This is a genomic window from Eggerthia catenaformis OT 569 = DSM 20559 (assembly GCF_000340375.1).
Taxonomy (GTDB): Bacteria; Bacillota_I; Bacilli_A; order Erysipelotrichales; family Coprobacillaceae; genus Eggerthia; species Eggerthia catenaformis.
In genome coordinates, this window is sequence record NZ_KB446646.1 from 244,716 (window position 1) to 260,224 (window position 15,509).

General features: G+C 33.7%; 12 protein-coding genes. 10 read left to right on the forward strand and 2 right to left on the reverse strand.

Annotated features, from left to right (window positions below):
* The first annotated feature begins 21 nt into the window (after positions 1-21).
* Both argS and rpoE read left to right on the forward strand, forming a co-directional pair.
* Entirely contained in the window at positions 22-1,683 is a 1,662-nt protein-coding gene (gene argS / locus HMPREF9943_RS01150; protein WP_004801257.1) for an arginine--tRNA ligase, read from the forward strand.
* Positions 1,684-1,691: 8 nt separating this feature from the next.
* Positions 1,692-2,024, forward strand: coding sequence for a DNA-directed RNA polymerase subunit delta (gene rpoE, locus HMPREF9943_RS01155; RefSeq protein ID WP_004801258.1), 333 nt, complete (start codon positions 1,692-1,694; stop codon positions 2,022-2,024).
* 386 nt (positions 2,025-2,410) lie between these two features.
* Here rpoE and HMPREF9943_RS01160 read toward each other — a convergent pair whose 3' ends face one another.
* Together HMPREF9943_RS01160 and HMPREF9943_RS01165 are read right to left on the reverse strand one after the other, a co-directional pair.
* Positions 2,411-2,713, reverse strand: a complete 303-nt coding sequence (locus HMPREF9943_RS01160; RefSeq protein WP_004801261.1) for a type II toxin-antitoxin system RelE/ParE family toxin — start codon at positions 2,711-2,713, stop codon at positions 2,411-2,413.
* Positions 2,706-2,969: a type II toxin-antitoxin system Phd/YefM family antitoxin gene (locus HMPREF9943_RS01165; RefSeq protein WP_004801262.1), complete on the reverse strand. Its 264-nt coding sequence runs from the start codon at positions 2,967-2,969 to the stop codon at positions 2,706-2,708. Before HMPREF9943_RS01165 ends, HMPREF9943_RS01160 begins: the two co-directional genes overlap by 8 nt.
* A 657-nt stretch (positions 2,970-3,626) precedes the next feature.
* On the opposite strand from HMPREF9943_RS01165, the gene gap reads away from it, so the two are divergent.
* From gap to HMPREF9943_RS01205, 8 genes are all read left to right on the forward strand, one after another.
* Positions 3,627-4,637, forward strand: coding sequence for a type I glyceraldehyde-3-phosphate dehydrogenase (gene gap, locus HMPREF9943_RS01170; RefSeq protein WP_004801264.1), 1,011 nt, complete (start codon positions 3,627-3,629; stop codon positions 4,635-4,637).
* Between the two features lie 104 nt (positions 4,638-4,741).
* On the forward strand, positions 4,742-6,169 hold the full coding sequence (locus HMPREF9943_RS01175; protein WP_004801265.1) for a S41 family peptidase: 1,428 nt from the start codon (positions 4,742-4,744) through the stop codon (positions 6,167-6,169).
* Positions 6,162-8,135, forward strand: a complete 1,974-nt coding sequence (gene uvrB, locus HMPREF9943_RS01180) for an excinuclease ABC subunit UvrB (protein WP_004801267.1) — start codon at positions 6,162-6,164, stop codon at positions 8,133-8,135. Before HMPREF9943_RS01175 ends, uvrB begins: the two co-directional genes overlap by 8 nt.
* Positions 8,125-9,486 (forward strand): CCA tRNA nucleotidyltransferase, encoded by a 1,362-nt coding sequence (locus tag HMPREF9943_RS01185; RefSeq protein WP_004801270.1) that lies wholly within the window; start codon positions 8,125-8,127, stop codon positions 9,484-9,486. The genes uvrB and HMPREF9943_RS01185 overlap by 11 nt, the downstream gene beginning before the upstream one ends.
* Positions 9,467-12,289 carry an excinuclease ABC subunit UvrA gene (gene uvrA, locus HMPREF9943_RS01190; RefSeq protein ID WP_004801271.1) on the forward strand — a complete coding sequence of 941 codons (2,823 nt, stop codon included), beginning with the start codon at positions 9,467-9,469 and terminating at the stop codon, positions 12,287-12,289. The genes HMPREF9943_RS01185 and uvrA overlap by 20 nt, the downstream gene beginning before the upstream one ends.
* 10 nt (positions 12,290-12,299) lie before the next feature.
* Positions 12,300-13,238, forward strand: coding sequence for an HPr(Ser) kinase/phosphatase (gene hprK / locus HMPREF9943_RS01195; protein ID WP_004801273.1), 939 nt, complete (start codon positions 12,300-12,302; stop codon positions 13,236-13,238).
* Complete coding sequence (gene lgt / locus HMPREF9943_RS01200; protein ID WP_004801274.1) at positions 13,238-14,029, forward strand: prolipoprotein diacylglyceryl transferase; 792 nt, start codon at positions 13,238-13,240, stop codon at positions 14,027-14,029. The genes hprK and lgt overlap by 1 nt, the downstream gene beginning before the upstream one ends.
* 53 nt (positions 14,030-14,082) lie before the next feature.
* Positions 14,083-15,465, forward strand: coding sequence for an MATE family efflux transporter (locus HMPREF9943_RS01205; RefSeq protein WP_040402505.1), 1,383 nt, complete (start codon positions 14,083-14,085; stop codon positions 15,463-15,465).
* Positions 15,466-15,509 lie beyond the last annotated feature (44 nt).

The following is a 15,509-nucleotide window of genomic DNA, read 5'->3' on the forward strand; positions in this document are numbered from 1 at the left end:
ATAAATATGCAGGAGGCACTTATGGCAGTAAATAAGCTGGAAAATATGCTTAAAGAATCTCTAAAAAAAGCTATACTTAAAGCATCATTGGCAGAAGATTTTGAAGCAGATAAAATCACAATAGAAATACCTAAGGATACAGCTCATGGTGATTATTCGACTAATATAGCAATGCAACTGACAAGACTATTACATAAAAATCCTAGAGAAATTGCGAATGCTTTAATAGAAAATTTTGATTTAGAGGAAGCACATGTTGAACGTATTGAAATCGCAGGACCGGGATTTATTAATTTCTTTATGAAGCAGGATGTTCTTACTTCTATTATTGATGAAGTTATTAATGAAGGAAAGAATTATGGTTTTACTGATACAGGTCAGGGAATTAAATATAATATAGAGTTTGTATCAGCTAATCCAACCGGTGATCTTCATTTAGGACATGCGAAAGGAGCTGCTGTTGGAGATGCGGTTGTACGTATCTTAAGAAAAGCAGGATATGATGTAACGGCTGAATATTATATTAATGATGCCGGTAAACAGATTACTAACCTGGCTTTATCGTTATATAGCCGTTATCTTGATTTATTCGGTATTCAGAGAGATATGCCGGATGATGGTTATTTTGGAGCTGATGTTAAAGATATTGCAGTAAAAGTTAAGGAAGACTATGGTGATCGTTTTGTCGCTATTAAGGAAGATGAAGCTATTGCTTTCTTTAGAAAATTAGGGACTGAACATGAATTACAGAAGATTAAGGATATCTTAAAAGAATTTAGAGTTCATTTTGATTACTGGTTTAGTGAGACTTCACTTTATAGTGAAAATATGATTGAACCTGTCATTGATCTATTAAAGGAAAAAGGTTATCTTTATGAAAAAGAAGGAGCCTTATGGTTTAGAACAACAGATTTTAAAGATGATAAAGATCGTGTACTGATTAAGAAGGATGGTACATATACTTATTTTACACCTGATATTGCTTATCATAAGAATAAGTTTGATCGGGGCTATGATTATTTGGTGGATTTATTTGGTGCTGATCATCATGGCTATATTAATCGTATGAAAGCTGCCATGCAGGCATTAGGATATAATGAAAATCAGTTGAATATTGATATTATGCAGTTAGTACAGATGGTTGAAAACGGGGAAGTCGTTAAGATGAGTAAACGTACCGGAAATGCGGTTACAATCAAGGATTTGATAGAGGAAATTGGTGTTGATGCAACTCGTTACTTCTTTGTATCTAAAGCAGCAAATACACCTTTTGAATTTGATTTAGGATTAGCAAAATCACAGTCTAATGAGAATCCGGTTTATTATGCACAATATGCTCATGCGAGAATGTGTTCAGTAGAAAAAAATGCAAAAGAGAAGGGCTTTGAAATCAGCACTCATTATGAACTGTTAGGAAATATGAAAGAAATAGAGTTATTAAAGCATATTAATGAGTTTAGAAATGAGGTTGATGATGCTGCCAGATTAAGAGCACCACATAAAATCGCAAATTATATTCAAAGACTTGCACAATTGTTTCATGCTTTTTATAATGACTGTTATGTTTTAGATGAAGCTAATAAAGAATTGTCAGAACAGAGATTAGCATTGGTTGAAGCATCTCGAATAACCTTAGCTAATGCTTTAGAATTACTGGGTGTCAGTGCACCTGAAAAAATGTAGGAGGGAACATGGAATATTTACAGGAATCAATGGTTAATGTTGCTTATGATATTATTGGATCAATTGATCATTCTATTGAATTCAAAGAATTATGGGAACAAGTAGCTGAAAGAAAGAACTTTACGGAGGAAGAAAAAGAAGACAATCAGTCATTATTTTATACAAATCTGATTCTTGATGGCAGAATGATTACAGTAGGAGAAAATCGCTGGGATTTAAGAAGCCGTCATAAGTTTGAGGATGTGCATATTGATATGAATGATATCTATACAGAAGAAGAGGAAGAATCTGATGAAGAAGAGGATGATGCAACTATTGAAGATTCTTATAATGATGATTAGACATGGAAACATGTCTTTTTTATTAGAAGATATTAACAAAAGTGAAGATTGAATTTACTACTTTTTGGGAAAAAGACTTGATGCACTGTAAAAAATTTTGTGAATAAAGATATTTTACTACAAGGTATGTTGTGGGGATCAAAATTCAATAGGAAATCATAAAAACGGTGATCTTTCGCTTCTTAACAGGAAGCATAAAGACACCGCTTTTTTCATGACCATGTTACGATGTAGAGGCAAATATACCTTTTCTTTCAAAATCATCCTTTAACTGCGTAACAAATAAAAAATGAAAGAATGTAAACACGGCTGCCTCATCACCAATCCTTTTCAACAGGAAAGATAGTTCTGCTCCGGACTGTCTATTTTGCTTTGATACTCAGTTGTTAGAAATTGCTCGGTGTATATCTCACTGTGACGATATGCACTTCTTTCTTTTCCTTCAGTACACGATATATAATGGTATAATTTTTATAAAACAGCTGTCTGTATCCTTGATTTGCATAGGCACCTACACGCCGAATTGCTCCACGCTCCGGAGAACTTTCCAGGCTGAAAATTGTATTCTCCAGCTCGTCAATCATTTTAGAAGCTGTGATAGGTTCTAAAAAACTACCTGCGATGTAGGCATAGATTCCATCTAAATCCCGATAGGCACGGGGATAGAGCTTTACAATATATTTATCCAAAATGCTTTCTTCTCAAAGACGAAAGAGCATCTCTTGCATCAAGCAGTTCTCTGCCTGAGGCAAACTCTTTTTCAGCTTCGTTTATCGCAGTATCTATCTGTACCGTTTCAAGTATTTTCTCATATGTCTCAATACTCATCACAACTAAATCTCCGTAACCGTTTTTTGTGATAAAAAGAGGTTCATGCTTAGCGTGACAAAGCTCTGAAATTTCGGTAGTATTTCTTAAGTCTGTAATCGGTCTGATTTGTGGCATAATATCCGCCTCCTTTGTACATAATTATAACATAATTATATACAAATTACAAGTTGGGTATATAGTTGTTTGTAAAGCAACGTTATACATCTTCCGTCACAGGGAATTTAATCTGCACATTGTTATTCAGGGTGAATTTCCTTTCCGCTTTATAGAGGGTTTGGGACACTTTCCAACAAGCCATTTTTAGCTTATGCCGTAGGGATTCATAGGAAACGGAAAAGGGATCCCTTTCCTTAGGTTTGCTATTCTACTTATCTTTTAATCCCTATAACAATGAAAATTCACCTTTTGCCAAAAATCTGCAAAATAAAAATGCTTCTCAATGGATGCAATATTCATTTTATCCGCATTCGACAGCGTACAGGTGGAAGTTTTCAGATTGGTGGAGAGGTGTTTTACTACTTCTTTACTACCTTTCAAAGCAAAAACACAAGCAGATTTAAGAAAACATGTGAGTATCTCTCGATACACAAAATGCCTAAAATGTCTGAAACAATACGCTATATCAACATATAAAGACTAAAGTTAGTTAAAAATTATATTAGAGTTTGTAAAAATATTTAAAAAAAAATAAAGACTAGGTGAAAATATTGATTTATTAAACGGCTTGACTTATAATGAGGATAGAAATTAATGAAGGAGGAATGTCATAAAATGGCAGTAAAAGTTGCAATTAATGGATTTGGCCGTATTGGTCGTTTAGCATTCAGACAAATGTTTGGTGCAGATGGTTACGAAGTAGTAGCTATCAATGATTTAACATCTCCTAAGATGTTAGCTCATTTATTAAAGTATGATTCTTCACAGGGTAAATATGCATTAGCTGATAAAGTACAGGCTAAGGAAAGCTCAATTGTGGTTGATGGTAAAGAAATCACTATTTATGCTAAACCAAATGCAGAAGAATTACCTTGGGGTGAATTAGGTGTAGATGTAGTATTAGAATGTACTGGTTTCTATACTTCAAAAGAAAAAGCTATGGCTCATGTAAAAGCAGGTGCTAAAAAAGTTGTTATTTCAGCTCCGGCAGGAAATGATTTAAAGACTATTGTATTTAACACTAATAATGAAACACTATCAAAAGATGATCAGGTTATTTCAGCTGCTTCATGTACTACTAACTGCTTAGCTCCTATGGCTAAAGCATTAAATGATTTAGCTCCTATTCAGAGCGGTATCATGTTAACAGTTCATGCTTACACTGGTGATCAGATGATTCTTGATGGACCACAGAGAAAAGGTGACTTAAGAAGAGCTAGAGCAGGTGCAGTTAATATTGTTCCTAACTCAACCGGTGCAGCAAAAGCTATTGGTTTAGTTATTCCTGAATTAAATGGTAAATTAATTGGTTCTGCACAGAGAGTACCGGTTCCTACAGGTTCTACAACTATCTTAACTTCTGTAGTTAAGGGTGCAGTTACTGTTGAGCAGATCAATGCTGCTATGAAAGCTGCTGCTAATGAATCATTTGGTTATAATGAAGATGAAATCGTATCTTCTGACATCGTTGGTATGACTTATGGTTCATTATTTGATGCAACTCAGACTATGGTTAACCCATTACCAAATGGTGATACTGAAGTTCAGACAGTATCTTGGTATGACAACGAAAATTCATTCACTTCTAACATGGTTAGAACAATCAAATATTTCGCTGAATTATAAGATAACAGATAAAGAGGTTCCTAGGAACCTCTTTTTTGTTTAAGGTCTTTTCCTTTAACTTAAGTCCTGAATATGATAAAATACACCATATCGAGGAAAGAATTATGAAACCATTAAGAAAGAGAAATATAAGCTTACAGGCATTTATAGTCTGCTGTATCATTTGTTTGATTATCGGCTCAGCAGGAGGACATTTTATTACTTCAGGATTATCCCGCCCTACTCCTGCTCATATAAATGATGAGACACTTAATCAGATTGTTAAAACTATCCATAATAACTGGTACGATACTTCTAATAAAAAAATATCTTTATCTGAAAGAATTATTAAGGGTCTTGTGAATGAATTGGGGGATGAACATACCTCTTATTTAGGTCCTCAGGAAAAAAAGGATTTTTATGATTCTATTGATGGTGATTTTGTAGGAATAGGTGTAGAGTTTATGAAAAGGGATGAAGGAGCTTTTGTGACTAGAGTATTTCATCAGTCACCGGCTTCAAAGGCAGGAATTAAGCCGGGAGATCTTATTATTCAGGCAGATGGAGTTTCTTTAAAAGAACAGACAGCTGATAAAATTAAAAACCTTATTAGAGGAAAAGAAAATACCACAGTAGTACTAACAGTTAAAAGAGAATCTCAGACTTTGAATCTGAAAGTTACAAGAAAAGCTTTAGATACAGATGTTTTTTATGAAGTGAAAAAGATTAATAATATTGCTTATGGATATCTTAATATCACGACAATTGGTTCTAATACAGACAAAGAGGTAAAAAAAGCATTACAGATATTTAAAGCAAGTCAATGCCATCAGCTGATTATTGATTTAAGAAATAATGGCGGAGGATATGTTGATGCTGCTAAAAACATTCTTGATTTATTTAATAAGAAAGGACAAGTATTATTCTCTTTAAAAAATAAGGATAATAAGGAAACAAAGTATATAGATATTACTGAAGAAGAATATTCTTTTAATAAAGGATATATTCTTGTAAATGGAAATACTGCTTCAGCTGCTGAATTGATCGCTTCACAACTTCAGGAAATTAAAGGATATCAGCTGATAGGTGAAAAAACTTATGGTAAAGGAACAGCACAGACACAAGTAACTTTACCTGATGGCGGAGTCTTAAAGTATACGTATGCAAAATGGTATACAGCTAAAGGAAAGAGTATTGATAAAGAAGGAATTAAGCCGGATATTGAAATGAAGTCAAATTCTATCAGTAAGCTTGAGATATCATCATTTAAAGGAACATTTACTTATGATCAGGTTAATGATCATATTAAGTCTATGGAAATTATGTTAGAAGGATTAGGCTATCAGCCTAAGAGAACAGATGGATACTTTTCTAAAGAAGCCTCTGAAGCATTAAAGAAGTTTCAGACAGATTATCATCTTCAATCTACGGGAACTTATACAAATGAGGTACAAAACTATTTATTAAGTGCTTATGCTTTATATTTAAGTGATCAGTCAAAAGATCCTGCTTATTTAAAGGCATCAAAGCTAGTGGAGGAAAATAATGGATAAGTTTGAATTAGTATCTGAATTTCAGCCTATGGGAGATCAGCCGGAAGCTATTGAAGAACTGGTATCAGGAATCATCGGTGGAAAGAGACATCAGGTCTTGCTTGGCGGTACGGGTACCGGTAAAACATTTACTTTTGCGAATGTGATTGCCAGAGTTAATAAGCCGACTCTTGTATTAAGTCATAATAAAACATTAGCTGGACAGCTTTATTCAGAACTGAAAGAATTCTTTCCTTATAATCGAGTAGAATACTTTATTTCAAACTTTGATTTTTATCAGCCGGAAGCCTATATTCCAAAGAGTGATACATATATTGATAAGAATTCACAAACTAATTATGAAATAGAAATGCTACGTGCCAGTGCTATGAATTCTTTATTAGAAAGAAAAGATGTAATAGTAGTTGCATCGGTTGCTTCTATTTATGGACTAGGAAATCCTGAGAGTTATAAAGAAATGATTTTTTCTTTACGTATTGGACAGACTATTGATCGTAATGAATTATTAGGTTATTTAGTAGATCGTCAATATACTAGAAATGATATTGAGCAAAGTAAAGGAACTTTTAGAGTACGTGGTGATACTGTAGAAATAGTACCGGGACATTCACAAAGCTATATATTAAGAATAGAAATGTTTGGTGATGAAGTTGATCGTATTACTGAAATTGACCCACTGACAGGTAAAACATTAGCTTCTTATAATACCTATACAATTTATCCGGCTGATGAATATGTTACTAATAAAGCAAATATGCTGAAAGCTTGTCAGACTATCAGTGAAGAATTAGATGATCGCTTAAATTACTATCAAGAATCAGGTAAGCCGTTAGAGTATGAACGCTTAGATCAGCGGACTAGACACGATATTGAAATGCTAAGAGAAGTAGGTATATGTCCCGGCATAGAGAACTATGCCAGACATATTGATGGCAGAAATCCGGGTGAAAGACCTTATTGTTTATTAGATTATTTTCCTGATGATTTTTTACTGGTTGTGGATGAATCACATGTTATGCTTCCTCAGATTAGAGGAATGTATAATGGGGATCGCAGCCGTAAGAGTACTTTAGTAGAATATGGTTTTAGGTTACCAAGTGCTTTAGATAATAGACCATTACAGTTTGATGAATTTGAAAAACTTGTACCTCAGTCTATTTATGTATCAGCGACACCGGGAGATTATGAACTTGAAAAAGTAAATAATCATGTTACTGAGCAGATTATTAGACCGACAGGATTATTAGATCCGGCTATTGAGGTAAGACCTATTAAAGATCAGATAGATGATATTATTAATGAAATACAGGATCGTATTGAAAAAGATGAAAGAGTCTTAATTACTACATTAACTAAGAGAATGGCTGAAGATTTAACTGATTATTTAAAAGAATTTGGACTGAAAACAGCTTATCTTCATTCAGAAACAAAAACTTTAGAAAGAACAGAAATCTTAAGAGATTTAAGATTAGGAAAATATGATGTATTAGTAGGTATTAATCTATTAAGAGAAGGATTAGATTTACCGGAAGTTTCCTTGGTATGTATTTTAGATGCAGACAAAGAAGGCTTCTTAAGAAGTTATCGCTCAATGATTCAGACAATTGGACGTGCTGCCAGAAATGCGAATGGCAAGGTTATTATGTATGCTGATGTAATGACTGATTCAATGACATCGGCTATTGAAGAAACAAACAGAAGAAGACAGATTCAGCAGGCATATAATGAGGAACATCATATAACACCAAAGACCATTAGAAAAGAAATCCGAGAAGCTATTCATGGACAGAACTTTGTAGATGAAGCAGCTAAGCTTGTTCAAAAAGGTAAAAAGGCTTCTAAAAAAGCACGTGAACAACTGCTTATTGAATTAGAAAAACAAATGAAAGATGCAGCAAAATCTTTAGATTTTGAAAGAGCTATGGAATTAAGAGATATGATAGAGGACATCAAAAATGAATACTAAAATCACAGTACCTAAGCTGGCAGATACAATATTTAGAGATATTCATGATCATGGCGGTGAAGTTTATCTGGTAGGAGGGTTTGTCAGAGATCATATCATGAAAAGAGAAAGTAAGGATATTGATGTAGAAATCTATCATTTATCTTATCGTGATCTTACAGATATTCTCTCATCTTATGGAGCAGTCCTAACTTTCGGTGAAAGCTTTGCGGTAACGCATTTGAGTACTTTGCCAAATGTAGAATTTGCTTTACCAAGAAAAGAGAAAAAAACAGGGAATAGACATCAGGATTTTGATATTATTGTAGAACCTGATTTATCTTTAGAGCAGGCTTCTTCCAGAAGAGATTTTACTTGTAATGCTTTGATGTATGATTATTTTAATGAAACTATTAAAGATTTTCATGGTGGTATAGAGGATATTAAAAATGGAATATTAGAGATTGTAGATTCACATACATTTATTGAAGATCCTTTAAGAGTCTTAAGAGCTGCTTCGTTTATTTCTCGTTTAGAATTTAAAGCTAGTCATAAAACATTAGCTTTATGTCGAGAGATGGTTAAAGATTATATGCTGGAAGAATTAAGTTTAGAGAGAATTAATGAAGAATATGATAAGATTCTTATGTCTTCAAGACCATCTTTAGGCTTTGCGTTTTTAAAAGATATTAATGCTTTACCTGATTATTTAAAAAATCTTATAGGATGTTATCAGAGACCTGATTATCATCCTGAAGGTGATGTATGGAATCATACGATGCTGGTAATAGATATAGCTGCTTTAGTTAAGAGTAAAGCAGCTGATCCGTTAGGATTTATGTGGGGATCATTGCTTCATGATATTGGTAAGCCGGCAGTGACTGATCAGGAAGGACATGCCTATCGTCATGCTGAAGTGGGAGCAGATATTTTTAATCATGATGTAAAATTGATTCTTTCCAAAAGAAGACGATTATATGTAAGAACTCTCATTTACTATCATATGCGCCTCATGCAATTGTTTAATGGTCATTCCAGACCTATAAAATATAAGAAATTATTAAAGCATATTGAGAATAAATGCCCTCTTAATGATCTTATTCTTATTACTAAATGTGATAAACTGGGAAGAGGATATTTATCTTATAAGGGAATCTTAGATTTTGAATTATATATGAGTCTTATGAAGGTTCATTATGGCGATAAGGCAGAGAAACCTATTATTGGCGGAGCTGATCTGATTAATAGTGGCTTTACTGATCATCATTTATATAAGAAGCTTATTCATGATGCCTATAATTATCAGCTAAGCGGTATGAGAAAAGAGACTATTTTAAGGAGGCTGGAAAAAGATGTCAAAAAATCTTATTGAAATAAAGGGAGCCAGAGTTAATAATCTTAAGAATATTAATCTTACAATCCCTAAAGATAAGCTGGTGATCATGACAGGATTATCAGGAAGCGGTAAGACATCTCTTGCCTTTGATACAATTTATGCTGAAGGACAAAGACGTTATGTAGAATCATTAAGTGCTTATGCCAGACAGTTTCTAGGAGGTATGGAAAAGCCGGATGTAGATAGTATTGATGGACTTTCTCCGGCCATTGCGATAGATCAGAAGACAACTTCTAATAATCCTCGTTCTACCGTAGGAACAGTGACTGAAATATTTGATTATTTAAGATTGTTGTATGCTCGTATAGGACATGCTTATTGTCCTAATCATCATATTTTAATTGAAGCTCAAACTATTAAGCAGATGATTCATATTGTTGATGAATATGATGAAGGAGATAGACTGCAGATTCTTGCCAGAAAAGCAATGAATCAAAAAGGAACACATAAAGATTTATTTGAACAATTATTAAAAGATGGATTTATCAGAGTAAAAGTAGATGGTGAAATGCATCTTTTAGAAGATGATATAATCCTTGAAAAAAATAAAAAACATACTATTGATGTTGTTGTGGATAGAATTATAAAAAAAGAAGGCTATCATACCAGATTATCGGATTCTTTAGAAACAGCCTTAAAATTAGCCGGAGGAGAATGTATAGTAGAGAATCTGACTAAAAAAACAGAGAGGCTTTTCTCTGAAAATCAGGCTTGCCCAATCTGTGGCTTCAGTGTTCCAAAATTAGAACCTCGTCTGTTTTCTTTTAATAATCCTTTAGGAGCATGTCCTGACTGTAAAGGATTAGGTATTAAAGAAGAAGTAGATGATGATCTGTTAATTCCTGATTGGAATCTGTCTATTAATCAGGGCGGGATTCGATATTTTAAAACATCTATAGGGACTGATCGTATTGAGTGGCAGACATATTGTAAATTATTAGATTACTATCATATTGATTATGATAAGCCATTAAAAGACTTTACAAAGAAAGAAAAGGATATTATTTTTTATGGTTCAAAAGAACCTATCAGTTATGAGATTATTTCCTCTAGCGGTAATATATCTAAAACAACCCGTTTTATAGAAGGAGTTAAAACATTAATAGAAAGAAGATATCAGGAAACGACATCTTCATGGGCAAAAGAATATTATGCCAGCTTTATGAGTGAGCATACTTGTCCATCCTGCCGGGGAAAAAGACTTAATGAAATGGTTCTGGCAGTACAGATAGGAGGCAAGAATATTGCTGAATTTACAGATATGTCGATTGATCAGGCATTAAGTTTTATTAAAGATTTAAAGCTTTCTATTATGGAAGAAAAGATTGCCAGATTAATAATTAAGGAAATCAGAGATCGTTTAACTTTTCTTCATAATGTAGGATTAGGTTATTTGACTTTATCGAGAAGAGCAGGAGGACTTTCCGGAGGAGAGGCTCAGCGAATCAGACTGGCTACTCAGATTGGATCTCGGTTAACAGGTGTCTTATATGTTCTTGATGAGCCTTCTATTGGACTTCATCAGAGAGATAATGAAAAATTAATAAAAACTTTATGTGAAATGAGAGATTTGGGGAATACAGTTATTGTGGTTGAACATGACGAAGATACGATGAGATCTTCTGATTATATTGTTGATATTGGACCGGGAGCAGGTGTTCATGGCGGAGAAGTTGTAGCAGTGGGAACACCACAGGAAATTATGGCTAATCAGAATTCCATTACAGGAGCTTATTTATCCGGCAGAAAGAAAATATCTGTTCCATTAAAAAGACGTAAAGGAAATGGCTTATATTTAGAAGTGAAGGGAGCCAAAGAACATAATTTAAAAAATATTAATGTTAAGTTTCCTTTAGGAGAGTTTATTGTAGTGACAGGAGTATCAGGGAGCGGTAAGTCTACTTTAGTTAATGATATTCTTTGTCGTGCATTAAAAGCGGAAATCTATAAGTCTAAAGAAAAGCCGGGTGTTTTTAAATCAATTAAAGGTATTGAGAATATTGATAAAGTGATAGAAGTATCACAAGAACCGATTGGACGAACACCACGTTCTAATCCGGTAACTTATACCGGTGTCTTTGATGATATCAGAGATCTTTTTTCTAAAACTCCGGAAGCTAAAATCAGAGGTTATGATAAAGGAAGATTTTCCTTTAATGTTAAGGGGGGAAGATGTGAAGCATGTCAGGGAGATGGAGTCAAACGAATCTCTATGCATTTTCTTCCGGATGTTTATGTACCTTGTGAAGAATGTGATGGAAAAAGATATAATGAGGAAACTTTACAAGTTACCTATAAAGGAAAGAATATCTATGATGTATTAGAAATGACTATTGAAGAATCATTAGAATTCTTTGAAAATCTGCCTCGTATCTATAATAAAGTTAAAGCACTTTATGATGTAGGATTAGGTTATATTAAGCTGGGTCAGTCATCAACAACTCTATCCGGAGGAGAAGCGCAGCGTGTTAAATTGGCTTCAGAACTTCAGAAAAGAGCTACCGGAAAGACTCTTTATATTCTTGATGAACCAACAACCGGCTTACATAGTGATGATGTTTCACGACTGATTAATGTCTTACAGACTATTGTTGATGGAGGGGATACAGTTCTTATTATTGAACATAATCTAGATGTTATTAAAGTTGCTGATCATATTATTGATTTAGGGTTGGAAGGCGGAGACGCCGGTGGTACAATAGTCGTATCAGGAACTCCGGAAAAAGTTGCACAATGCAAAGAAAGCCGAACCGGAGCATTCTTAAAAGATTTACTATAGGAGAGAAGCTATGGGGAAAAGTATACAATTAAAAAAAATCTTATCAGAAGGTAGCTATACACGTATTACCGGTGATGAAGAATCAATGGAAAGAGAAGTCTTTGTAGCTGAAATAAATAGACCCGGTTTTGAATTGGCAGGCTTTTTTAAGCATTCAGACTTTAGAAGGATAATTCTTCTTGGTGAAAAAGAGAATGCTTTTATACAGGAAATGTCAGCTGAAGCCCAGCTTGCCTGTTTCTCTAAACTTGTTAATGATGAAACACCTTGTATTATTATTGCGAAAGGTTATAAAACACCGGATATATTAAAGAATATAGCTATCAAACGTAATTTTCCTGTTTTTGAAACAGATCAGCCGACAGGCAGAATATCTATTGGCTTAACAGGAAAACTGGATGAATATTTAGCAGAAGATACATTAATGCATGGAGTCTTTTTAAATATTTATGGGAAAGGTGTTATTATCAGAGGGGATTCCGGTATAGGTAAATCTGAAATTGCTTTAGAATTAATAAAAAAAGGACATCTTTTAATTGCTGATGATGCGGTAGAGATTTATCATATTGGTACAGGATTACAGGGAAGAGCACCGACTGTATTAAAGAATCTTTTAGAAATCAGAGGTATTGGTATTATTGATGTAGGGAAGATGTTTGGTGCAGGCTGTGTTTTAGATAAGGATCAGGTAGAATTGATTATTCAATTAGAAAGATGGCTTCCAAGTCGTGAATATGCAAGAATAGGTCTTGAAGCAGATGATAATACAGAAGAAATTTTAGGTGTTTCTATTCCTAAAATGGTTGTTCCGGTAACCGGAGGAAGAAGCATGGCAGCTATTATTGAAGCGGCTGTTATGAATATGCAGTTAAAATCAACAGGATTTGATTCATCTAAAGAATTTGTAAATAGAGTGCTTGAAAATATTCAAAGCAAAAAGGAGAACTAATGTATTTATTTCCGGATTTTTCAACATTTCTTAAAATAGGCAATATGAGTATTCGTTATTATGCATTACTTATTCTTTTAGGAGCAATATTTGCTTATTTATTAGGACAATATCGTTTTAAACAGTTAGGGTATAGTAAAGATATCTTATCTGATTATTTTGTATCAGTTTTAGTTATAGGGATAATAGGAGCTAGAATATGGTATGTCATCTTTATGTTTAAAGAATCTTATCTTCAAAATCCTCTAGAAATTTTTGCGATCTGGCATGGCGGTCTAGCCATTCAGGGGGGACTATTTACCGGACTCATCTATTCTTACTATTATTTTAAGAAGAAAAATATTCCTTTTTTAGTAGCAGGGGATGCTATTTTACCGGGAGTATTAATAGCACAAGCTTGTGGAAGATGGGGAAATTTCTTTAATCAGGAAGCTTTTGGCGGTGTATGTTCATTAGAATTCTTAAAATCTTTACACCTTCCTAACTTTATTATCTCTCATATGTATATTGATGGAGCTTACCATCATCCGACATTTCTCTATGAATCTATGGGTAATATAATTGTATTTCTTATTATTGTTCTTATTATCAGACATTTTGCATCAAAGAAAGGAATGCAGTTTTTTGCTTATTTTATAGGTTATGGCATAGTCAGATTCTTTGTGGAAGGAATGCGTACTGACTCACTGATGATCGGATCATTGAGAACAGCGCAGCTTATATCTATAATATTTATTATAGCGGGTATTATAGGTGAAATATATTGTTTAAAGAAAGGACAGAATATCTAACATTCTGTCTTTTCATAGGGACTCAAATTATATATACTTTTCTTGGTGATAAAATGAATCATTTATTAGAAAAATTACGAAATGGAGATTCTTTTAATACAAAAGATTCTCTTTTACTTACAATTTATTTAAGTATACCGGCTATTCTTTCTCAGATTACCGTAGTAGTTATGGAATATGCTGATGCTTCAATGGCAGGAAGACTGGGTGCTAAAGCATCAGCATCTATCGGTCTTGTTTCAACAACAACATGGCTAATAGGAGGACTTCTTTTGGCTGTATCATTAGGATTTAGTGTTCAGATCGCTCATCATATTGGAGCAAAAGAAAACAAAGAAGCCAGAAATCTTGTTAAGGCGGGACTCTTATCAGCAATGATCTTTTCTTGCTTAATATGCCTTATTTCAGTGTTAATTGCACCTTATCTGCCAATATGGCTAGGAGGAAATAAAGATATTATTCATCAGGCATCTCTTTATTTTCTGGTCTTTTCACTTGCAATTCCTTTTCAGGAGCTTTCAGTTACATGCAGTGGTATGCTTCAATCCAGTGGAAATATGAAGATACCGGGAGTCTTAAATGTTTTTATGTGTCTCTTAAATATTCTTTTTAATGCTGTCTTTATTTTTCCTCAAGGTACTTTTGCTTTTTTACCGGGCTTTAATCTTGGTGTTTTAGGAGCCGGCTTAGGAACAGCTCTTTCACAGATTATTATTTCTTTATGTCTTCTTTACTATCTTTTATTTAAAAGTGAGATACTTCATCATCGCAAAGATGAAAAGACAGTTTTCCATTATTACTATTTTGAAAATGCGGTTAAGATAGCTTTACCGGTTATCTTAGAACAGATTGCTTTAAATGGAGCACAGATTATATCCACAAGAATCATATCACCATTAGGTAATATTGCGATTGCTGCCAATTCTTTTTCAGTAACTGCAGAAGGATTATGTTATATGCCCGGCTTTGGTATTGCATCAGCAGCCTCTACAATAATTGGACAAAGTATTGGAGCAAAAAGATCCGAGCTTGCCAAAAGACTAGGATGGGTTGTTATAGTTTTTGGTATGATCATAATGACATTAATGGGTATTCTTATGTATATTTTTGCTCCATTAATGATCGGTTTAATGTCTCCTGATCCTGCTATTAGAGAATTAGGAGTATCGGTATTAAGAATAGAAGCTTTTGCTGAGCCTCTTTTTGCTGCTGCAATTGTAGGGACAGGAATCTTTAGAGGTATTGGTGATACCCTTATGCCTACAATAATAAACTTTATGAGTATGTGGCTGATCAGATTGCCTTTAGCTTATTTTTTAGCACCGATACTTGGATTAAGAGGAGTTTGGATTGGAATGGCTTTAGAATTAACAGGGAGAGGTTTTCTTTATCTTTTACGATTAAAAACAAAAAAATGGTCAGAATATAGACATTAAAACTTTAGATAAATATTATTGAAGTAAAAAATGAACTAAAAACT